Genomic DNA, 20,002 nt, shown 5'->3' on the forward strand with positions numbered 1-20,002 from the left:
TGTGACACGGGACGGTGTGGACGAGCTCGACCAGGCGGTGATCCACGCCCTCCAGGTCGACGGGCGTGCCCCGTTCCGGCGCATCGGCGAGGTGCTCGGGGTGTCCGATCAGACCGTGGCGCGGCGATTCGGGCGGCTGTCGGACGTCCTCGGTCTGCGTGTGCTCGCCCTGGCCGATCCGGTGGTGCTGTGCGAGCGCCAGTGGGTTCTGCGTGTCCGGGCGGCCCCCGAGGCCGCGACGGAGGTCGCCGAAGCGCTGGCCAGGCGCGCGGACACCAGCTGGATCAGCCTGTGCTCGGGCGGGACGGAGATCGTCGCGTCGGCCGGCGGCGACGGTGTCGAGTCGCTGCTCTTCGAGGCGCTGCCGCGTACCCGTCACATCCTCGATGTGTGGGCGCACGAGGTGCTGCACGTCTTCTACGGCGGTGCCGGCCAGCCGTTCACCAAGCGGGGGCCGCTCACGGAGAGCCAGACCGCCCGCCTTGCGCGGCACGTCCCGGCCGGGGTCGGGCCGCCGCCGCGGATGGATCGGATCAGCCGCCGCATGCTGGAGGTGCTGCGGGCGGATGGGCGGGCCCCGCTCGACGAGTTGACGGCCGCCACGGGGGCGTCGGCGGGCACGGTGCGCCGCAGACTGCGCGAGCTGCGGGCCGGCGGGGTGCTGCACTTCGACGTCGATGTCGGGCTCACCGCTTTCGACGTGCCGGTGCGCACCTTGCTGTGGCTCACCGTCGGGATCGACGCGCTGCCCGCGGCGGGCGCCGCTCTCGCCGCGCGTCCTGAGGTGGCGTTCGCGGCGGGGGTCACCGGGTCCGGCAACCTGTTCGCGAGTGTCTCGACGCGGGACACGCCCGCGTTGTGGCGGTTCCTGACGTCGGTGGTGGGAGCGCTGCCCGGCGTGCGGGACGTCGAAACGGTGCCGGCCCTGCGCCCGGTGAAGGGCGCCGTGGCCCTCTTTCCCCGTCCGTCGGCGCCGCGCGCCAGGTCTCCGCGCGGCGCCCGCGAGCCGTGACGGCGACCTGGCCTCAGCCGGCCGGGCCGGTCAGCGGATGACGGGCGACGAACCCGCGGACGACGGCCGCCATCCGTACGGGGTCCTCCAGCGGCATGGCGTGGGTGAGGCCGTCGACGACCACGGTCTCGGCGTGCGGGAGGTGGGCCGCGATGGACGCCGCCCGCGCCCGGTGGGGTGTGCCGAGCCGGTCTCCTCCGCCGCCGACGACGAGCAGCACGGGCGCCCGCACGGCGCTGAGCTGCGGCGCGCCGAACTCCCAGTCGGCGAAGGCGGTGGACTCCCGGGTGAAGAAGTGGCGGCTGGTGCCGACGGCCGCTGTGAGCCCTTCCTCGCCGAGCCGGTCGGCGAGCAGTCCGCGTACGCCGGGCCCGCACACCCCGGTGAGGAAGGCGTCGAACGCCGCTTCCCACGCCGCGGCCCGGGCCGCGGCGATCGCGTTCGGCATCGCCGCGCTCGCGGGCTCGCCCGCCGCCCGGGGCAGCGCGGGTTCCAGGAGGACCAGCGAGGCGACCAGTTCCGGCCGGTCATGGGCCAGGTGGAGGGCGACGTCCGCCCCGGCGGAGTGCCCCACCAGGTGGACGCGCGGTATTCCGCACCGCTCCAGCACCGCGGCGCAGTGGGCGGCCTGTGCGGGCACGCCGGCGCCACCGCTTGTGCGGTCCTCACTGCGGCCGTAGCCGGCCCGGTGGATGACGACGCATCGGAAGCCCATCAGCTCGCGGGCCATGGGCGTCAACCAGTCGGCGCACAGCGAACCGTGCAGGAACACCAGCGGTTCACCCCCGCCGGTGTCGCCGCAGTCCTCGTAGGCAAGGGAGGCGTCGGGCAGGTCGAGTCTCATCACGCGGCCCGCCTCAGCCCTGATCCGGGCCGTTCAGCCCCTCGACGAAGGCGTTCACCTCGGCGAAGAACCGCGCGGGCTGCTCCAGCTCGATGAGTTCGCCCGCGTCCTCGAAGACGGTCAGCCCGGCGTTCGGGATGCCGTGCGCCAGCTCCCGTGACAGCGGCAGCGGCGTGCAGAAGTTGTGCTCGCCGCACAGCACCAGGGTTGGCCGGGTGATCTCGCCGAGCCGGGCGGACGTGTCGTGTGCCGCGATCATGTCGATCCGCGCCAGGCCGATCCGCCGGTCGTCCGGGTGAGCCGGAAGGGCAGCCGCGTGGTCGATCCACTCCACGACGGCCTCGGGGTGCTCACGGGTGTATTGCGGGCCGAACAGGAACAGCGAGTAGGCGGTGAGCAGATCGCGCCTGTCCCACTCCGCGGCCAGCCTGCGCCGCACCTCGAACTCGCGCCTGGTGAACGCGTCGAAACGCGCGAACGTGGAGCTCAGCGTCAGCGAGCGCACAAGCGATGGATGCTCCAGCGCCATGTACTGCGCGATGGCGCCACCCGTCGACGCACCGACGATGTGGACCGGGCCGACGCCGAGTTCCTCGACGAGCGCGGCCATGTCGGCCGCGAGCTGCTGCGTGGTGTAGCCGTCCAGAGCCCGGGTCGTGCGCCCGGTGCCCCGCTGGTCCGGCAGGATCACGTGGTACTTCTCGGCGAAGCGGGCGACCTGCGTGCCCCAGCTCGCTCCCACCCCGCCCAACCCGGAGATGAGAAGAATGGGCGGGGCCCCCGGATCTCCATGAGTCTCGTAGTGGAGAGAGATCCCCTGTACGTCCGCGGTGCTCATGCCTGTGCCTTTCGCCCAACACGCTGTTCGGTCGACACAAGGCAAGCACCCGACCGCCGATTGACCGTCCTCGGACCGGCGGACTGAGCGATACTCGACTCGATCCCACCGGCAACGGACTGTTCTCGACACGCCACCGCGGTCCTTCCCGTCTACGTGCTGCTGTGCGCGGTCATTCTGTGCCACGCCGATCCTGGCCGTTGTGGTGCCGGTGGTGCGGGCGCTGGTTTGTGGTGCGATTGCGGTGTCGCCTGCGATCGGTGATGGCGGTGTGGTGGGTGTCGGCCTGCGGGGATGCCGCGGCGGCGAGGGCGAGTGCGGCCAGGTCGATCCAGTAGGAGGGAAGAAGCCCCAGGGGGACGAGGATCGCGATGGCGGTCAGGACGCCGATGGTGACGGCGAGCCTGCGTCGGGCGAGGAGCCTGCTGCGGTTGTGGGAGGACTTCGGCATTGCGGTTGCCTTCCGAGTTTGTCGAACTGGTGGAAGGCCAGAGTGGGTTGGTGATCTGATGTCCATTTACGTCCGTCGGTGTCCGCGCACGTCACGGCCGTGAATCCCGGGGACAAAGCGCGGACAGGCTCAGCAGGGGGAAGAAGGCGGTATGGGTGAATGACGATGAGGAGCGGCCCTCGCAGCGACAGGGAGCCCGGCCCGGCCCGGTCGAAGGCGATACACCTCAGGCCGCTGAACTGGCGCAGTGGCTGCGGGAGCGCACCGCCGGGCTGACCGTACGGCAGTTGGCCGAGCGCTTCCGCTATGGCCGTAGCCAGTGGAGCGAGTTTTTGAGGGGCCGCAAGCTGATTCCTCTGTGGCTGCTGGAAGACGTCGTCACCGCACTGGTCCCCGGCCCGCAGAATCAGCAGATGCAGCGGGCCATCGGACGCGAACTGCTGGAAGCCGCCGAACACGCCGATGCGGCACGTCGGGCGGCCCATGCGCCGCAGCTGCCCGACGGCACCGCGCACGAACTCCAGATCCGTCTGGACGACGCCCGCCAGGGCCAGATCCAGGCGCAGCAGACGCTGCACAGCCTCACCCGGCTCATCTATACATTCCTCAGCATGGTGGCCGATCTACGGCAGCGCTGCGCCACCCTGGAGGCCGAACGCGACCAGGCCCGCCAACGCCTTGAGGAAACGAACGCGACGGTCACCCAGCAGCGCCTGGCCGAGACCGAACAGCACCTCGCCGCAACCGAACAACAGCTGGCCGAGACCGAACAGCGACTCGAAGGCGTCGAAGACCTGCTGGCCCGCACCCGCTGGGAACAGCAGGAAGCCGAATACGTACGCATCCGCGCGCTCCAGCGAGCCGAACAGCACCGCCGCGCCTACGAACAGCGCACCGGAGACACCCCCACCGAGCCGGTGGATGAGGAGACCGGTGCGGTGACGCTGCCACAGCTGTGGGAGTACGACCACGCCCTGGAAGCCGCTGACGCTCAGCTCCACGCCCACAGCGCCCGCCTGAGCGCTATCCGGGAACGGCTCGGCATCCCCGCCCCGTCACAATCCCAGCGGCCCCGAACCATCCTCGGCCAGGTTGTCCCCGACCCGTCCACGGACAGCCCGGACAACGCCCCCACCAGCAGCGGTTCCGTCCGCGCCGATTCCACGGACAACGCGGACGGCTCTGCCGCTCTTGCCTCTCCCGACCGCACCCGTGCGAACACCCCGGGCGCCGGTGGCTCGGCGGCAGGTGCGGCCGGCGGGCCACGAGGCCGACGCCGCCCGGGCCGACGGACGGTGCTGGTGGGGATGGTGTGTTTGAGCCTGCTGGCTGCCGGGGTCTGGTTCGCCCGGGACCAGTGGCAGCCGTCACCTTCCGATTCGCAGGTGCTGCGGAGGGCGGACAGGCTGGGAAAGCTCGTCATCGGGACCAAGGCGGGCCAGCCCGGACTGAGCATGGAGAAGGACGGGAAGTGGTCCGGGTTCGATGTGGAGCTGGCCAGAAGGATCGCCGACCGCCTCGGTTTCCCGGAAGACAAGATCAAGTTCGTGCCGGTAGGGACCAATTCCCGCGAGACCATGATCAAGAACAAAAAAGTGGACCTGGTCGTGGGGTCCTACAGCATCAACGCGGAACGGGAGAAGGAAGTCGCCTTCGCCGGCCCGTACCTCCTCACCGGACAGCGCCTGCTCATGCGCAGAGGCGACACCGAGGGGACGGTATGGGTCAACGATGATGAGACGGGATCCCTCTACACCAAGGAGGTGCGTTCGTACGTGGATCTGCCCCCAAAAACGGACGTCTGTACCGCTGCGGACTCGACATCCCAGAAGAAGCTGGAGAGCCTGAAAACCGAATCGGGCGAGAAACAGTTCGACGTCACGCCGCTCACGGACTACGACCTCTGCATCTCGGGGCTGTTGGACACGACCTACGAGGTGTTGAGCACCGATGACGTGATCCTTGCCGGGTATCAGGCCAAGTACCCGAACCAACTCGTGACCATCGGCGGCGACATGAGCCATGAGAAATACGGGATCGGCATGGAGAAGAACGACTCCGTACTGCATGAGCTGGTGTGCGACGCCCTCGAGAAGGAAATCTCCTCCGGCCGGTGGGATCAGCTGTTCAAGGACAACCTCGGAAAAATCGGAGTCGAAGAGACCAGCCCCCCGCCACGGACACGGTGCTGACCAGCCGCACCTGAACTGTCAGACACGGTAGCGAGCCCGTCTGTGCGATCTTCTTATCCCGGGGGCGCACACGGGGCGCGCCGGATGAGTCGGATCGGTAGGACGGGACACATGTTGGACGCGGTCGAACGTGGACTGCTTCAGGCGCTCCAGATCGATGGGCGGGTCGCGTTCTCGCTGGTCGGTGCGGTGCTGGGGGTTTCGGACCAGACAGTGGCGCGCCGGTACGCGCGGCTGCGGAACGAGGCGGGTGTTCGGGTGGTCGGTGCGGTGTGGCCGGAGGCGGTGGGGCGGCAGTTGTGGCTGGTGCGGGTGCGGTGCGTACCGGAGGCGGTGGAGGGACTCGCGCGAGCGCTGGCGAAGCGGGCGGAGACGTCGTGGGTGCAGATCGCCTCGGGCGGCGCGGAGGTCCTGTGCATGGTTCAGACGGTGACGGACACGTCGGCCGCGGAGTCGACCGTGCTGTCTCGCCTGCCCCGCACGCCCCGGGTCACCGGGGTGAGTGCGCACCGGGTGCTGCACCCGTTCTTCGGCGGAAGCGAGAGTCCGCTGACGAAGAACGGGCCGCTCACGGCGGAGCAGTGCGCGCAGCTGTCGCCGCCGGCGGCGAAACGCGTGACCGGGCCCGTGGAACTGACGGCGGAGGACAACGCGTTGCTGGAGGCGCTCGCGCTGGACGGGCGGGCGGGGTTCCGGTCGCTGGCCTGGGCGACGGGCTGGTCGCAGACGACTGTGCGGCGGCGGCTGGCGGAGCTGCGCTCGGGCGGGGTGGTGTACTTCGACGTCGATGTCGACCCGGCGTTGCTGGGGTCGTGGACATCGGCGGGGTTGTGGCTGACCGTCGCTCCGGGTGAGCTGGCGGCTGCGGGTGAGGCGCTGGCGGAGCATCCGCAGGTGAGCTTCGCGGCTGCCACCACCGGTGTGTCCAACCTGTACGCGAGCGTGCAGTGTCCCACTGGCACGGCGCTGTACGAATACCTGACGGGCCCGGTGGCGGCATTGCCCGGGCTGCTGTCGGTGGAGACCGCGCCGAGTATGCGGGTGGTCAAGGGGGCGTCTCCGACCGTCGGATAGCGCCGCGTACGAGGCCCTTCGTGTCGGATAGCGCCCGCTGGGGCGGTGTTCCTGCCGAGGGGCTCAGCGCGAGGGGATTGTGGCGGGGCACGAAAATACATCGCTCCGAGAAAGAACTCCTGATGCCCAACGCATTCGACCCGATCACCGTCGGACCGCTTACCCTGCCCAACCGCGTCGCCATGGCCCCGCTGACCCGCCGCCGCGCCTACGGCGACGGCCTGTCGGCTACCCCGCTCATGGTCGAGTACTACCGGCAGCGCGCGACCGCCGGGCTGATCGTCGCCGAAGCCGCCCAACCCAGTCGTGTCGGCCAGGGCTACACCGACACCCCCGGCCTGCATGACACGGCGCAGGTCGCGTCCTGGCACCCGGTCACCGACGCCGTGCACCATGCGGGCGGCCGGATCTACACACAGCTCATGCACGCCGGCCGTAACAGCCACCCCGAACTCCTCGGCGGCGGGCTGCACCCGGTCGCGCCGTCCGCGTGTGCCGCCGAAGGCGTCGTGCGAGTCCACGGCGGCGAACCGGCCGTGCGCAAGCCGTATCCGACACCAGAGGTCCTGACCATGCAGGGCATCGCGGATACCATCGCCGACTTCGCCGATGCGGCCGCGAACGCGATCGACGCCGGGTTCGACGGTGTCGAACTGCATGGAGCCTACGGTTACCTCATTCAGCAGTTCCTCTCCGGCAACGCCAACCGCCGCACCGATCGCTACGGCGGCAGCGTCGCCGGGCGTGTCCGGTTCCCGCTCGACCTCGTCGATGCCGTCGCCGCGCGCATCGGATCCGAGCGGCTCGCACTGCGGATCTCCCCCGGCTGCACCGCGTTCGGCCTCGACGAGCCGGACCTGCACGAGCTCTACCTGACCCTGGTCGACGGTCTGCCACGCGACCTGGCGTACCTGCACGTATTCGAGTTTCCGGGCCACCGCGACCTCACGGTGAAGCTGCGGGAGCACTGGTCAGGAGTGTTCATGCTCAATCCGCACGAGACCCACCATGACTGGCCCGCCGGCCCCCGGCAACTGCGCCTGGTCGACGACGGGCTGGCGGACATCCTCTCGTTCGGGACGCTGTTCATCTCCAACCCCGACCTCGTCCACCGCCTCCGCGTCGGCGCGCCGCTCGCCGAGGCCGACGAGACCACGTTCTACCGCGGCGACCACCGCGGCTACACCGACTACCCCTGCCTGGAGGAAGCCCTCTCGTGACCGTCGGCGTTCATTCACCTCCCATGGTCTACTCGCATGGATTCTGTCGGGCCAGGATGAGGGCGGCCATGCCGTGCGGGTGGCTCTCGCCGGTGAGGAGGTAGAGCAACCTCACGGAGACTGCGGGGTGCTGGGACAGCGGGCAGCGTAACCCGCTGCGCGATCCCGGCCCGGACAGGCCGCCGTTGATGGCGGCCTGTTCGAGGAGAGCCATCACCTGGACCTGAAGAAGGCCCCCAACAGCAACGATCCCCGACCCGCCGCTGACCGTACTATGCGCTGGCACACCCTGATCCGCCGCGTCCACGAGGACCAGAGCCTGCGGACAGCGCTCAAAGGCAAGGGCTTCAGTCCCGATCTGAGCCACGCCCACCAAGGACACAGGGGATTGGGGGTGTGGCTACCATTCCGATGGTTGGCTTGTTGGTGTCTGGAGGATCGTTATGCCGGAGCTTGCTTTCGAAGTGCAGGGGCGGGGTCCCGGGCTGGTGCTCGTGCATGGGACGGGCAGTACGCCGGCCGGAACGTGGGGTCCGTGCATCGCGGAGCTGGCCGCTTCACACACGGTGGTGCTGCCCTATCTGCCGGGATCAGGGAACAGCGTTCTGCCCGATGGCGCGGAGTTGGACATGGGCGAGATCGCGGCACAGATTGCTGATGTCGCTACGGAAGCGGGCCTGGAAAATTTCGCGATTGCCGGTGCCTCGCTGGGTGGCCCCATTGCTGTCAAGGTCGCGGCCATGTTCCCGGAACGGGTCTCGCATGTGGTATCGGTGTGCGGATTCGCTCGCCCCAGGACCGGTTTGCGGCTGCGGCAGGAGATCTATCGGTCCGTACTTCCCCTGGGAGAGGACGTTGTGGGCCGGTTGCTGCTGCTCTTCGGCCTGACGGAGGAAGCGGCCGCGCAAATGCCGGACGAGATGTTGCAAGGCATGATCGGGCAGATTGGTTCAGCTCCGACGCCGGGCACCCGACAGCAGATCGCGCTCACCCTCGCGACCGATGTTGAGGCGGATCTTGCTCTCGTGGAGGCTCCGGCCTTGGTCATTGCAGGCATCCATGACAACTTCGTCGACCCTGTTCACTCACGCGAGATGGCTGCCGGTATCAAGGGTGCGCGGTTGCTGGAGCTGGACGGTGGTCACGGACTGATGTTCGAGAAGAGTGCCGAGGTTTCCGGTGCGATCAATGAGCTGATCCGTTCGGCCGACTGATCGCGGCCGGAGCAATCCACGATCAAGGTGGAAGCCCCCTGCCCCCGTACCCCGGACACGTCGTTCACGCGCCACCCGACGTCGGCACCGGTCGCGCCTTCGGAGCCGACACGCGGGCGCTCACAGCTCCCGTCAGGCAGAGAACGACACCGAGCACGCCCCAGCCGTACGGACCCGCCTTGATCGCGCCCGCGGTGATCAGGAGCGGCCCGCAGATCTCCTGGAGGGCCGGGCCGAGGCTGAACACCGAGAGATAGGTGCCGCGCAGATCCTCGGGCGCGTACCGGTAGGACAGTTCCCAGGAGCCGACCGCCTGCCACAGCTCGCCGAGGGTCATCAGCACCGTGGCCCCGAGCAGCAGGGCCGTCGCCGTCCACGGACCGGCGCGGCCCGCCGCGGCCAGGGCGACGCAGCAGCCACCCAGCGCCAGGCCCGCCAGCCGCAGGGCACGCCTGCTGCCGTCCAGGGTCTCCGCCAGCCGGGAGAAAGGGACTTGGAGGACCACCGCCAGCACCGTGTTGACGATGACCGTGACGGGGACGGCGCCGGCCGGGGCCTCGGTCGACTGGATGGTCCACAGCGGGATGCCCACCGACAGGATCGTCATGTGGAGGGAGAGGACTCCGTTCAGGCCGGCCAGTCGGAGGTAACGCCAGTCACGGAAACCGCGCACCGTACGCAGGACCGATGTGGCCCGCTCCGGCTCGATCCGCCGGATCAGCCGGATCCGTGCGAGCATCCCGGCGGCCAGCACGAAGGTGACCGCGTCGCCGAGCACGATGGCCCGGTAGGTCCACACCGAGTCGGTGGCCAGCAGCGGGACCGCGGACAGCGCGCCCAGCGAGAAGCCGACGTTGCGGACCGTACGCACGATGGCGAGCGTCCGCACACGGTCGCCGTCCTGCGTGGTGCTCGCCACCACCGCCTGGGTCAGCGGCGGCACGGCGGCTTCCGCCGCACCCAGCATCACGGAGACGGCGACGAAGGCGACCGGGCCGTTGACGAACGCCAGCGCCGTGAAGCACACCGCTCGCCACAACTGCAACAGCACCAGGGTGCGCCGGGCCCCGTACCGGTCGCCGACGGCACCCAGCGGCACCGTGGCGAGCAGACCGGCGCATCCGGCGACCGCCAGCCCGACCCCGACCTGAGCGCTGGTCAGCCCGATGGTGCGGACGAAGAAGATGGCGGAACCGGCGAGATACAGTCCGGTGCCCACGGAGTCGACCAGCGCGGTGAAGGCGAAGGTGCGGCCCGCGGCGTGCGCCGGAACGTACTGCTTCACCCAGGTGGTGTTCACTCGGCGCCGTCCCCCGTACCGGCATCCGTGGCGCCCTGCACGTCGTCCGTGACGGTCACGGCGATGGCCGCCACGGCACGCTCCGCGGTCTCGGCCGCTTCTTGTGCCGTGGCGCCGGTGGCGACGACGTGCCCGGGGCGCTCCCAGGAGTTGGTGACCGCGGCCACGTTCCCGTCCTTCGCGACGGCGACGCGCACCTCCAGCACGCCCGGCAGCTCTGCCGCCCGCTCGGTCCCCGTGACGTCCCGCACCCGCCCGTGCGGGGCGGTGAGGAAACGGATCGCCGCCGCCCGGACCGGGGCTTGCGGGAGCGCGGGAGTCTCGCCCTGGAGGAGGGTGAGCATCCGCTCCAGCAGGCTTCCGCCGTGGGCGAGGTCGATCAGGGTGTCGATGCTGTCCCCGGGGCCGCGTCCCGCGCACTCCACCAGATGCGGGCTGACCCCGTCCACGAGAATCCACTCCCCGTGCAGGATGCCGCATTCAAAACCGGTGGCCTTGATCAGGGAGCTCATGGCCGCGTGGAGCGCGTCGCCCGTCTGCGGGGGCAGGTCGGCGGGGACCACATGGCCCAGCTCCACCGGATGGCGGCCCGGCTGGACGCTCTTCGCCGTGATGTTGAAGAACACCGGCACGCCCTCCCGGACCAGCGTCTCAACGCTCACTTCGGGGCCCGCCAAGCGCTGTTCCACGAGGTAGCGGCCGGGTATCGCATGCGCGGCCCGCAGCGTCGGCTCGTCCGCCGTGGCGGTACGGGCCCATGCGGCGCCGATGTCGTCGTCCGGCCCCAGGAGCTGTACGCCCAGGCTCGCCTGCCGGTTGGCGGGCTTGAGGACACACGCCCCGCCGTGCGCCGCCCGGAACGCGGCCACGTCGCCCGCGCCGTACGCCGGACGCCACGCGGGCTGCGGGATGTCCGCCGCGGCGGCGGCGTCCCGCAGCGCCAGTTTGTCCCGCAGGATACGGGCGGCGGGCAGCCCGGCACCCGGCAGGCCCCACTCGGCCGCGAGCGCCGCCGCCGCGACCACTCCGTACTCGACCCCCGGGATCACCGCCCGGACCCCTTCGGGACGGGGCATCCCCGCGGCCATCGGCACCGCGCCGTCCTCGTCCTGGGTGGCGGCGGGGAGGACGCCCGCGAGGCAGGCGAAGTCCGCCGCGCGCTCGCGCACGCGCCGGACGCGGATGATTTCCGGTTCCTCCAGCACCAGCACGGACCGGGGCGGGAGCAGACCGTCGAGATCCGAGAGGAGTCCCGCGCTGTATCCGGCCATGACGACGCGGGCGTCGGGGACTTTCATCACAGACATTTCGTTCCTGACGATTCCTGGTAGTTCCTGGCGAATGGGCAAGAGTGATGGGGAAGAGGGGATGGGCAAGGGGGGCAGAGGGATCAGTCGCGGTCGGTGCGCAGCACAAACGTGTCGCGGATGATCCGGAGGCGCTCCCAGACCTCGGTCTCCGAGGCCGCCTCGTAGAAGACGATGCCGGTGGCCGAGGAGGAGTGCAGACGCTCCGGGACGGTGTCGCCGACCTTGTGCAGCATGTCCACACGCACCACACCGGGGAGGGCGAGCAGCTCGTCCGCCTCAGTGAGCTCGGTGATCAGCCCCGCCCGGATCGGCAGCTCGCAGTTGACGACGATCGGGGCGCCGGGCTTCGGGGTGACGTCCGGATCGAGGCCCAGGGCGGTGCGGCTCCAGGCCCGCCACAGGTCCACGCCGGTGCCGAGGAGCACGGCGTCCGGGATGCCGGCGCCTGCCGGCCGGCAGGCGATCTCGCCGACGAGGAAGCCCGCTTCGGTGCGGAACACCTCCAGATGGGTGACCCCGGATTCGAGACCGACGGCGCGCACCGCCCGTTCGTGCAGGGACATCAGCGTGTCGTGGTGGAGGTCGTCCGGCGGGACGAGGTAGGAACCCGTGAAGGCGTCGATGTTGCCGAGGAGCGGGGTGAAGTACCGGGAAGGTGCGGTGAAGACCACCTTCCCCTCGTGCACCACACCGTCGATGTGGTACTCGTCGGCTATGTAGACGTACTTCTCCACGATCAGCGGGTGGGCGGACGCGCGGAGCCCGGCCGACGTGGGCATATGCGCGAACTCCCGGTAATGGGCCTCGTCCTCGAGTACGAAGACGTCCAGCGAGCCGCCTCCGTAGACCGGCTTGACCACGACCGGCCAGCCGGTCTCCGTCGCCGCTTCCTCCACACCGCCCAGGTCGGTGATCTGGCGGAAGGGGGTGACGGGGAGCCCGGCCCGGACGAACTCCCGCTTCATCACGTACTTGTTGGAGCAGGCCAGCGACGCCTCGTGTCCCAGCCCGGGCAGGCCGAGCGTGGAGCGCAGATAACCGCTGGTCGAGATGGCGTGCTCGGCCGGTGACAGCACCCGGTCGACCGGCCGGACCCGCATCACGTCCAGGGCGGCCCTGCGGACCGCGTCGACATCCATGATGCTCGGTACGGTCCGCACCTCCACCTCGGGCGGGAAGTCCCCGGCGTAGGGCGGTTCGGTGATCACGCTGACGTCGCCGACCTCGGGCAGCCGCAGCAGCCACGGAGGCACGGGCTTGCGGGAGTTGACGATCAGGACACCGAGTTTCATCGAGTTGCCTCCGGCAGTAGTGCGGTCTTCTCCGGCCCGGTGACGACGCGCACCCTCCGGGCCAGCTCCAGGCATGCGCGCTCCGCGTCCGCCGCGTCGGCCCCGACCGCCAGGACGTGTCCGATGCGCGCGTCGGAGGAGTCCGGTCGGGACACGGTGTCCCCGGCCGCCACGGTGACCTCGACCTCGGCGTGCGGGTCGGTGAGCGGCGGGACCTCGACCGACCGCACGACGCCGGGCGGCGGGGTGAGGAAGCGGATGGACGCTCCGGCGCGCGGCTGGGGAAGAGCGCCGGGCGCGGGCTCCAGGCCGAGCGGCACGCTCAATGCGAGTCTCGACAGGTCGAGTCCGGTGGCGTGGGCCACCAGGACGCGTATCTTGTCCCCGCCGACCCGGTTGTGCGACTCGATGATCCGCGGACCGGCGGGGGTGAGTTTGACCTCGGTGTGCGAGGGGCCTTCGCGCAGTCCGGTCAGGTCGAGGAAGCCGGTCACCAGCTCGGCCACGGCGGCATGGTCGGCCGCCGCCATCCGGCTGGGCACCGTATGGCCGATCTCCACGAAGTTGTCGAGTACGAGCTTGTCGGTGCAGGCCACAACGGTGTGCCGCCCCTGGTGGCTGAACGCCTCGACGCTCACCTCCGGTCCCTCCAGATACTCCTCCGCGAGCAACTCGCCCGTCTCCCGCTCCGGCAGCCCGGCCCAGGTCCGTGCCGCGTCGGCCGGTGAGTCCAGCCGCCGCACATGGGCGCTGCCCGTGCCCCGCACCGGCTTGAGGATCACCGGACCGCCGACCTCGGCGGCGAAGGCGGCGAGCGCGGACGCGGACCGTACGGTGCGGGCCCGGACGGGGCCGAGCCCGGCGTCGTTGAGCCGGGCCCGCATCGCGGCCTTGTCCCGCAGCAGCCGCGCGACCTTCGGCGGGTTCAGGGACAGGCCGAACCGCTGGGCGGCCTCGGCGGAGGAGACGAGCCCGTCCTCGGTGAGCGACAGCACCAGACGGAAGGGGCGCGCGCGGTGCAGCGGCCCGAGGACGCGGACGGCGGTGTCGGTGTCGCCGTAGTCGGCCGGCACGATCGTCTCGACCAGCGGGCGCAGCGACGCGTCGATGTCGTCGGGGCGTTGCAGCAGCACCACGTCCACGCCGAGCGCGTGGGCGTGGCGCACGAGCGGGACGGTGCCGCCGAGGACGGCCACGCGGAGCCGGGGACGGGGGACCTCGGGTCGGGGACTCATGGGATTCCTGCCTCTCTCCCGGTGTGCCGGTGCCGGTGCGGGTGCGACAGGACCTCGGGGTTGCGTACGTAGCGTGGTGGCCGACCGTCGAGGATGCTCTGTACGTGTTCCACCGCGACGGGGGCCAGCGAGTCGAACAGCTCGCGGGTGTGGCCGATGATGTGGTTGGTCAGCAGCGCCGTGGGGCAGGCGCGCAACGGGTGGTCCGGCGGGGGCGGTTCCTGGACGAAGGTGTCCACCGCCGCGCCCGCGAGCCGCCCTTGGGACAGGGCACGGGCGAGGGCCGTCTCATCGACGATGCCGCCGCGCGCGGTGTTGACCAGCACGCTGCCGGGTTTCATCCGGGACAGTTCGGCGGCGCCGATGAGCCCGGCCGTCTCCTGGCTCAGCGGCAGATGGACGCTCAGCACATCGCTCTGCTCCAGCACCGTTCCCAGGTCGGTGAAGGTGACCTGGGGCCAGTCCCCGTGGTCCGCCGGGTGCCGGGTGCAGGCCAGCACGCGGCGCACTCCCCAGCCGTCGAGCCGGCGGACGACCTCCTTGGCGATCCTGCCGAACCCGAGCAGTCCGACGGTGTGTCCGGACATCATCCGGCTGGTGATCGCGCTCGGCGCCGGGCGCGCCACATTCTCGTTGAACTCCCGCTGCCTGAGCGGTAACTGGAGCAGCAGCCCGGCGGCCAGCATGACCGTGGCCTCGGCCATGCTGCGGCAGTTCTCGTCGGTGGCACCGTGGGCCACCACGACGCCCAGGCGGGTGGCGGCCGCGAGGTCCACGGACTCGGTCCCGATCGAGGGGAAGACGACGCCGCGCACCCGCGGACTGGCGGCGAGCAACTCGGCGGGCACCGCGGTACGCGTGCTCACCACCAGCACCTCGGCCGCCGCGAAGAGCCGCGGCCAGGTGTCCGGCGGGTAGACGGTACGGGCGGGCGCCGGCTGGGCCGGTCCCCGCACGACGCGGTGGCCGCGGCGGGCCAGCGTGTCCGCCACCTCGTCCAGGATCTCGCCCAGGACGTGGTCGTCACCGATGAACACCGTTCCTCTGCGCATCCGTGCCTCCTCATGCCACCTGCCGGACCTGAGTCGTCGTGCGGTTTTGGACGAACCCGGCCGCCGCGGAGACGAAGCGGTCCACGGCCTCCTTCGTCATCCAGGCCAGATGCGGGGTCACCAGCACCGTCGGATGGTGGCGCAAGGGGTCTTCCGGGGGCAGCGGCTCGGTGTCGAAGACGTCGAGCGCCACCCCGCCGAGCCGCCCGGCGAGGACCGTCTCGCGCAGGGCGGCCATGTCGAGCAGACCGGCGCGGGCGGTGTTGACCAGGAGGGCGCCGTCGGCGAGCAGGCCCAGTTCCGCCCTGCCCAGGAGGCGTTCGCCGGCCGACGACAGCCGCAGGTGGAGACTCACCGCGTCACTGGTGGCCAGCAGCTCCTCCAGACCGCATGGGACGGCGCCGACGGCCGCGCAGCGCGCGCCGTCCAGATGGGGTGACCAGGCCGAGACCCGCATGCCGAGGGCGACCGCCAGCGAGGCGAACAGCTCGCCCACCCGGCCGAGGCCGATCAGCCCGAGCCTGATGCCGCCCAACTCCCGCCCGAACACCGGCCGCCAGCCTCCGTCGCTCATCGCCGGGACGACCTCGGGGAGGCGCCGGATCAGAGCCAGCAGCAGGGTCAGGGAGTGCTCGGCCACGCTGCGGGCGGCCAGCCCCGGGGTGTCGTGGACCGGGATGCCGAGCCGGCGCGCGGCGGCGAGGTCCACGCAGTCGTTCGCCGGGCCGGCGACCACGATCCGGCCCGGCCGGGCGGCCTCCAGCACCTCGTCGTCCAGGCGCGGCCCGGTGAAGAAGTGCACCGCCGTGTCCGCCCCGCGCAGTCGCCGCACGAGTTCCCCGGGCCCGTCGGCCGGGTCCTCGTGCACCAGGGCGTCCACCGTGCCGGTGCCGCCGGAGGTCAGGTGTCTGCGGAAGGCCGTGGCGACGAGGGCACTCCCGCCGCAGTCCGCGACCACGATCACGCGTCGCCCACCTCCCCGCCGGACTCCGCGCCGCCCCAGAAGTCCCGGAGCAGGTCGAAGAAGACGGCCCGGGAGAGGCCGAACTGGATGTTGTGGTCGGCCCCGGGTACCACCCGGTAGGCCACCCGGGGGCCGGCCAGCGCGTCCGCGAGTGCCTCGTGATCCGCGCGGCCCGCGAGCGGGTCGTACTCCCCGTGCACCAGCAGCGCCGGATGGCGGATGCGGCGCGGGTCGAACAACGGCAGCCCGGAGAGGAAGACGAGCCGGGACGCGGACGGCGAACGGGGGTCCGTGCGCAGCGCGTGCTCCGCGAAGGCGTCCGCCACCCGCGGGTCATGGCTGCCGGGCGTCAGGAAGTCCGCGAGCGCGTGCTCCCGGGTGTTGGTCCGCCACGGCCCGGCGGGACGTGGCAGAGCCCGCAGCGGCTCCGGCACCAGGTCTGCCTTCTCGCCCCAGACGCCGCCCCAGAAGACCAGCCCCGAGACATCCGGTGTCTCGGCCAGCGCGGCGGCCACCTGCGCACCCCACGACCAGCCGAGCACGATCGGGGCGTGCCCCGTGCGGGCCCTGATCCGCCGGGCGGCCGACGCCGCGTCGTCGAGGAACCACTCCATGCCTCCCGGGACCAGATCGCCCGACCGGGAGCCGCCGTAGCCGGTGAAGTCCAGCCCGTAGGGGTCGAAGCCCCTGAACGCCAGGGCTTCGAGCAGGGAGTAGGTCTCCTCGCCGGCCGGACGGTGAGGGTGGTGGAAGACCGCCATCGTGGAGTAGGCGCCCCCGTGCAGCAGCAGGACGGGGCGGCCCGCCCCGCCGGGCCGGACGACCGGCGGGGGCAGGTGCCACAGCCGCAGTGACCGGTCCCGGACGGTGACGGTCCGTCCTATGGGGGCGCCGCTCACTGGGGTTTGAGGTCGTAGAGGTAGTAGCCGCGCTCGTGGTGGGGCACCACGGCGTCGTCGCGGATCTCGTGCTCGATGCTGAACCAGTGCTTGAGCATGTCGTCCAGGGCCGACTTCTCCCGCAGCCAGTACGGTTTGTCGAAGGGCTCGGTGATCTCCCACACCGCTTCCAGCAGCCGGTTGGCACGGGGGTCGGGATGAGTGAAGCGGCCGTCCTCGCGGTAGCGCTCCATCGCCTCGCCCAGACCGCCCCAGGACTGGAAGCCCGTCTCCTGGTCCCAGTGGCGCAGCCCGGCCGCGCAGCGCAGGAAGCAGATGTCGCTCTGCGTCGGCGGCTCGTCGGAGACGTACCGCTCCAGCAGCTCCTCGAGTTCGAGGAACCGGCTGTTCTCGTCCACGCAGTCGATGCGGTTGATCCACCGTCCGCCGGGCTTGAGCAGCCGGTGGACCCGCTCGACCAGGGCCCGCTGCCGCTCGTGCGGCAGGTTGGCCAGAACAAGATCGCTGAGTACCGCGTCGAAGTACCGCTCGGGCAGCGGCGCGGTGATCCAGTCGCCCTTGACCCAGGTCTCGTCCGGCGCCGGGGTGGTGAGCAGCTCGGTCATGGCCTGGAGCATCGGCAGCAGGTAGTCGATGAGGGTGACCCGCACCTGCGGCAGGCCCGCCAGCATGCTGCGCAGCTCCGGGGTCGCGCCGAGCACCAGCACCTGGGCCGGGCGCTCGGGAGTGGCCCCGGTGCGGTCGGCGGCCTGCTCCACGGCCAGCAGCAGCCGGTCCCGGAAGTTCTCCACATCCAGCGGCGACGGGCGGCCCGGGGGCGCGTACTTGGCCCAGCGCTGGAGCATGCTCTGCCAGGCGGGCTGGCCCGTCGTGGGGGATCGGTCGGTCATGTGCTATCGCTTTCTGAGGAGGCCGGCGGGGCGGGGACGGGTCAGGCATGCGCGCCGACCGTCCATCCGTTGAGGTAGGGAAGGCGGTCGGCGACGGCCCGCACGGACCGTGCGGCCGAGTGGAGTTCAGCGAGGGTATCCCAGCGCCCGGTGACGAACCGGTCGCGCACCGATTCAGGGAGCTGTATCGGCCAGCTGCGGTCGCCCATGCGCAGGTCGGACCTCTCCAGGTCGAGTACGGCCCTGGTGGCCGGGGACGACTCCGCGAGGGCGCACGCCTCGGTCGCGTGCTCGGGGGCGATCACCACACAGGGCAGCCCGATCGTGGTGCAGTTGCCGCGGAAGATCTCACCGAAGCTCTCCCCCACCACCGCCTGGATGCCCCAGCGGTACAGCGCCTGCGGGGCGTGCTCGCGCGACGACCCGCAGCCGAAGTTCTTGGCCGTCAGCAGGATGGCCGCACCGGCCGACTCCGCGGCGTCGAAGGGATGAACGGCTCCGCTTGCGGCGGCCTCTTTGCGGTCGTCCTCGAAGACGTGCTCGCCGAGCCGGTCGAACGTCAGGTGCTTCAGGAAGCGCGCGGGGATGATGCGGTCGGTGTCGATGTCGTTCCCCCGCAGGACGAGGGCGGGACCGGCGACGACGCGGATCTCGGGGCGGCTGGAGCTGGACTTGACCATGCTGGGGTCTCCGGTAGGAGTCGGTGGGGCGGGCGGACGAGGGTGCCGAGAGCTCGGCTCATTCGGCCGGTGCCGGCCGCGAAGCCGGTACGACGGGTACGACCGAGACGGCGGGTGCGGCGGGTGTCCCGAAGACGGAGCGCGGGTCGGCGATGCCACCGCGCACGGCCGCCGCGGCGACCGCGAGCGGAGACATGATCATCGTCCGGCCGGTGGGCGACCCCTGGCGCCCCTTGAAGTTCCGGTTGGAGGAGGACGCGCACAGCTCGCGGCCGACCAGCTTGTCCGGGTTCATCGCCAGACACATCGAGCACCCGGAGAACCTGAACTCGAAGCCGGCCCGCTCCAGGATCGCGTCCACACCCCGGCTGACGAGTTCCTCACGCACCGCGTTGGACCCGGGGACGGCGAGGGCCCGCACGCCCGGGGCGACCCGCAGCCCGGTGCGCTCCAGCGCCTCGGCCACCTGGAGGAAGTCGGAGACCCGCCCGTTGGTGCACGACCCGAGGAAGGCCACGTCGATCCGCAGCCCGCCGACCGGCTGGCCGGGCTCGACGTCCATGTAGGCGTAGGCGTCACGCAGCGAGGCGGCCGTCTCCTCATCGGCATCCCGGTCCGAGGGCACCGCGCCGTCCACCGGCACGGCCTGGCCGGGGTTGATTCCCCAGGTCACCATCGGCGGGATCGCGGCGCCGTCGAGGCACACCACGTCGTCGTACGGGGCGTCCGGGTCGGAGGCGACGGAGCGCCACCAGGCCACCGCCCGGTCCCAGTCCGCGCCGGCGGGGGCGTTCGGGCGCCCCCGGAGCGCGGCGAAAGTGGTCTCGTCAGGGTTGACGTAGCCGCAGCGCGCGCCGCCCTCCACGGCCATGTTGCACAGCGTCATCCGCTCGTCCATGGACATGCGGTCGACCACCTCGCCCGCGAACTCGTAGGCGTATCCCACACCGCCCATCACCCCGAGCCGGTGGATCACGTAGAGGATCACGTCCTTGGCGGTCACGCCCGCCCCGAGCGCGCCGTCGATCTGCACCCGGCGGACCTTCAGACGGTTCACCACCACGGTCTGGGTGGCCAGCACGTCCCGCACCTGGGAGGTACCGATCCCCAGGGCCACGGCGCCGAACGCCCCGTGTGTGGTGGTGTGCGAGTCGCCGCAGACGATGGTCATGCCGGGCTGGGTCAGGCCCCGTTCGGGACCGACGACATGGACGATGCCGTGCTCGCCGCGGTCGGGCGAGAGGAACCGCAGACCGAAGGCGCCGGTGTTGCGCTCCAGTTCGGAGAGCATCGCCTCGCCGAGTTCGTCGGTGTACGGGCGCAGCACGGTGTCGGTCGGGATGACGTGGTCGGCGGTGGCGATGTTGCGTTCCGGGTAGGCGACCTTCAGCCCGCGTTCGCGCAGCATGGAGAAGGCCTGCGGGCTGGTCGCCTCGTGGACGAGATGCAGGCCGACGAAGAGCTGGTACTGGCCGTCGCCCAGCTCCCGTACCGCATGCAGGTCGAAGACCTTGTCGTAGAGCGTCTTTGCCATG

18 protein-coding genes are annotated in these 20,002 nt (G+C 71.1%); 5 read left to right on the forward strand and 13 right to left on the reverse strand.

Going from position 1 to position 20,002, the window contains the following annotated elements:
• Position 1 precedes the first annotated feature (1 nt).
• A complete protein-coding gene (locus AB0E24_RS26545; RefSeq protein WP_359380597.1) occupies positions 2-1,012 on the forward strand; it encodes an Lrp/AsnC family transcriptional regulator in 1,011 nt (336 codons plus the stop codon).
• A gap of 13 nt (positions 1,013-1,025) precedes the next feature.
• Here AB0E24_RS26545 and AB0E24_RS26550 read toward each other — a convergent pair whose 3' ends face one another.
• From AB0E24_RS26550 to AB0E24_RS26560, 3 genes are all read right to left on the reverse strand, one after another.
• Complete coding sequence (locus AB0E24_RS26550) at positions 1,026-1,856, reverse strand: alpha/beta fold hydrolase (protein ID WP_359380600.1); 831 nt, start codon at positions 1,854-1,856, stop codon at positions 1,026-1,028.
• 13 nt (positions 1,857-1,869) lie between these two features.
• Complete coding sequence (locus tag AB0E24_RS26555) at positions 1,870-2,694, reverse strand: alpha/beta fold hydrolase (protein ID WP_359380603.1); 825 nt, start codon at positions 2,692-2,694, stop codon at positions 1,870-1,872.
• Positions 2,695-2,866: 172 nt separating this feature from the next.
• A complete protein-coding gene (locus tag AB0E24_RS26560; protein WP_102935832.1) occupies positions 2,867-3,145 on the reverse strand; it encodes a hypothetical protein in 279 nt (92 codons plus the stop codon).
• A gap of 155 nt (positions 3,146-3,300) precedes the next feature.
• Between AB0E24_RS26560 and AB0E24_RS26565 the strand changes: the two genes are divergently transcribed.
• The 4 genes from AB0E24_RS26565 (at position 3,301) to AB0E24_RS26580 (ending at position 8,845) form a co-directional block, all read left to right on the forward strand.
• Entirely contained in the window at positions 3,301-5,337 is a 2,037-nt protein-coding gene (locus AB0E24_RS26565; protein ID WP_435865322.1) for a transporter substrate-binding domain-containing protein, read from the forward strand.
• Between the two features lie 111 nt (positions 5,338-5,448).
• The gene (locus tag AB0E24_RS26570; RefSeq protein ID WP_174884268.1) at positions 5,449-6,411 is read left to right on the forward strand and encodes an Lrp/AsnC family transcriptional regulator; all 963 of its coding nucleotides are present in this window, start codon (positions 5,449-5,451) and stop codon (positions 6,409-6,411) included.
• Between the two features lie 122 nt (positions 6,412-6,533).
• Positions 6,534-7,631 carry an alkene reductase gene (locus AB0E24_RS26575; protein ID WP_359380609.1) on the forward strand — a complete coding sequence of 366 codons (1,098 nt, stop codon included), beginning with the start codon at positions 6,534-6,536 and terminating at the stop codon, positions 7,629-7,631.
• A 443-nt stretch (positions 7,632-8,074) separates the two neighbouring features.
• Entirely contained in the window at positions 8,075-8,845 is a 771-nt protein-coding gene (locus AB0E24_RS26580; RefSeq protein ID WP_069871914.1) for an alpha/beta fold hydrolase, read from the forward strand.
• Between the two features lie 64 nt (positions 8,846-8,909).
• Here the strand turns inward: AB0E24_RS26580 and AB0E24_RS26585 are convergent, their stop codons facing one another.
• From AB0E24_RS26585 to AB0E24_RS26630, 10 genes are all read right to left on the reverse strand, one after another.
• Positions 8,910-10,145 (reverse strand): MFS transporter, encoded by a 1,236-nt coding sequence (locus AB0E24_RS26585; RefSeq protein WP_359380613.1) that lies wholly within the window; start codon positions 10,143-10,145, stop codon positions 8,910-8,912.
• Entirely contained in the window at positions 10,142-11,452 is a 1,311-nt protein-coding gene (locus AB0E24_RS26590; RefSeq protein WP_359380616.1) for an ATP-grasp domain-containing protein, read from the reverse strand. Before AB0E24_RS26590 ends, AB0E24_RS26585 begins: the two co-directional genes overlap by 4 nt.
• An 83-nt stretch (positions 11,453-11,535) precedes the next feature.
• A complete protein-coding gene (locus AB0E24_RS26595) occupies positions 11,536-12,747 on the reverse strand; it encodes an ATP-grasp domain-containing protein (protein WP_359380619.1) in 1,212 nt (403 codons plus the stop codon).
• Positions 12,744-13,982, reverse strand: coding sequence for an ATP-grasp domain-containing protein (locus AB0E24_RS26600; protein WP_359380621.1), 1,239 nt, complete (start codon positions 13,980-13,982; stop codon positions 12,744-12,746). Before AB0E24_RS26600 ends, AB0E24_RS26595 begins: the two co-directional genes overlap by 4 nt.
• The gene (locus AB0E24_RS26605) at positions 13,979-15,034 is read right to left on the reverse strand and encodes an NAD(P)-dependent oxidoreductase (RefSeq protein ID WP_359380623.1); all 1,056 of its coding nucleotides are present in this window, start codon (positions 15,032-15,034) and stop codon (positions 13,979-13,981) included. Before AB0E24_RS26605 ends, AB0E24_RS26600 begins: the two co-directional genes overlap by 4 nt.
• Before the next feature lie 10 nt (positions 15,035-15,044).
• Positions 15,045-15,998 carry an NAD(P)-dependent oxidoreductase gene (locus AB0E24_RS26610; protein ID WP_359380625.1) on the reverse strand — a complete coding sequence of 318 codons (954 nt, stop codon included), beginning with the start codon at positions 15,996-15,998 and terminating at the stop codon, positions 15,045-15,047.
• On the reverse strand, positions 15,995-16,897 hold the full coding sequence (locus AB0E24_RS26615) for an alpha/beta hydrolase (protein WP_359380627.1): 903 nt from the start codon (positions 16,895-16,897) through the stop codon (positions 15,995-15,997). The genes AB0E24_RS26610 and AB0E24_RS26615 overlap by 4 nt, the downstream gene beginning before the upstream one ends.
• Positions 16,894-17,787 (reverse strand): class I SAM-dependent methyltransferase, encoded by an 894-nt coding sequence (locus AB0E24_RS26620; protein ID WP_069871931.1) that lies wholly within the window; start codon positions 17,785-17,787, stop codon positions 16,894-16,896. The genes AB0E24_RS26615 and AB0E24_RS26620 overlap by 4 nt, the downstream gene beginning before the upstream one ends.
• Positions 17,788-17,828: 41 nt before the next feature.
• Positions 17,829-18,467, reverse strand: coding sequence for a 3-isopropylmalate dehydratase small subunit (locus AB0E24_RS26625; RefSeq protein ID WP_359380631.1), 639 nt, complete (start codon positions 18,465-18,467; stop codon positions 17,829-17,831).
• A gap of 58 nt (positions 18,468-18,525) precedes the next feature.
• Entirely contained in the window at positions 18,526-20,001 is a 1,476-nt protein-coding gene (locus tag AB0E24_RS26630; RefSeq protein ID WP_359380634.1) for a 3-isopropylmalate dehydratase large subunit, read from the reverse strand.
• Between the last annotated feature and the right edge of the window lies 1 nt (position 20,002).

The sequence above is a fragment of the Streptomyces malaysiensis subsp. malaysiensis genome (genome assembly GCF_040653035.1).
In the GTDB taxonomy this organism is placed as follows: Bacteria; Actinomycetota; Actinomycetes; order Streptomycetales; family Streptomycetaceae; genus Streptomyces; species Streptomyces malaysiensis.

Coding starts and splice junctions, on each gene's coding strand:
- AB0E24_RS26550 (WP_359380600.1), bottom strand. CDS start 1,856: ATGAGACTCGACCTGCCCGACGCCTCCCTTGCCTACGAGGACTGCGGC.
- AB0E24_RS26555 (WP_359380603.1), bottom strand. CDS start 2,694: ATGAGCACCGCGGACGTACAGGGGATCTCTCTCCACTACGAGACTCAT.
- AB0E24_RS26560 (WP_102935832.1), bottom strand. CDS start 3,145: ATGCCGAAGTCCTCCCACAACCGCAGCAGGCTCCTCGCCCGACGCAGG.
- AB0E24_RS26570 (WP_174884268.1), top strand. CDS start 5,449: ATGTTGGACGCGGTCGAACGTGGACTGCTTCAGGCGCTCCAGATCGAT.
- AB0E24_RS26575 (WP_359380609.1), top strand. CDS start 6,534: ATGCCCAACGCATTCGACCCGATCACCGTCGGACCGCTTACCCTGCCC.
- AB0E24_RS26580 (WP_069871914.1), top strand. CDS start 8,075: ATGCCGGAGCTTGCTTTCGAAGTGCAGGGGCGGGGTCCCGGGCTGGTG.
- AB0E24_RS26590 (WP_359380616.1), bottom strand. CDS start 11,452: ATGTCTGTGATGAAAGTCCCCGACGCCCGCGTCGTCATGGCCGGATAC.
- AB0E24_RS26595 (WP_359380619.1), bottom strand. CDS start 12,747: ATGAAACTCGGTGTCCTGATCGTCAACTCCCGCAAGCCCGTGCCTCCG.
- AB0E24_RS26600 (WP_359380621.1), bottom strand. CDS start 13,982: ATGAGTCCCCGACCCGAGGTCCCCCGTCCCCGGCTCCGCGTGGCCGTC.
- AB0E24_RS26605 (WP_359380623.1), bottom strand. CDS start 15,034: ATGCGCAGAGGAACGGTGTTCATCGGTGACGACCACGTCCTGGGCGAG.
- AB0E24_RS26620 (WP_069871931.1), bottom strand. CDS start 17,787: ATGACCGACCGATCCCCCACGACGGGCCAGCCCGCCTGGCAGAGCATG.
- AB0E24_RS26625 (WP_359380631.1), bottom strand. CDS start 18,467: ATGGTCAAGTCCAGCTCCAGCCGCCCCGAGATCCGCGTCGTCGCCGGT.
- AB0E24_RS26630 (WP_359380634.1), bottom strand. CDS start 20,001: ATGGCAAAGACGCTCTACGACAAGGTCTTCGACCTGCATGCGGTACGG.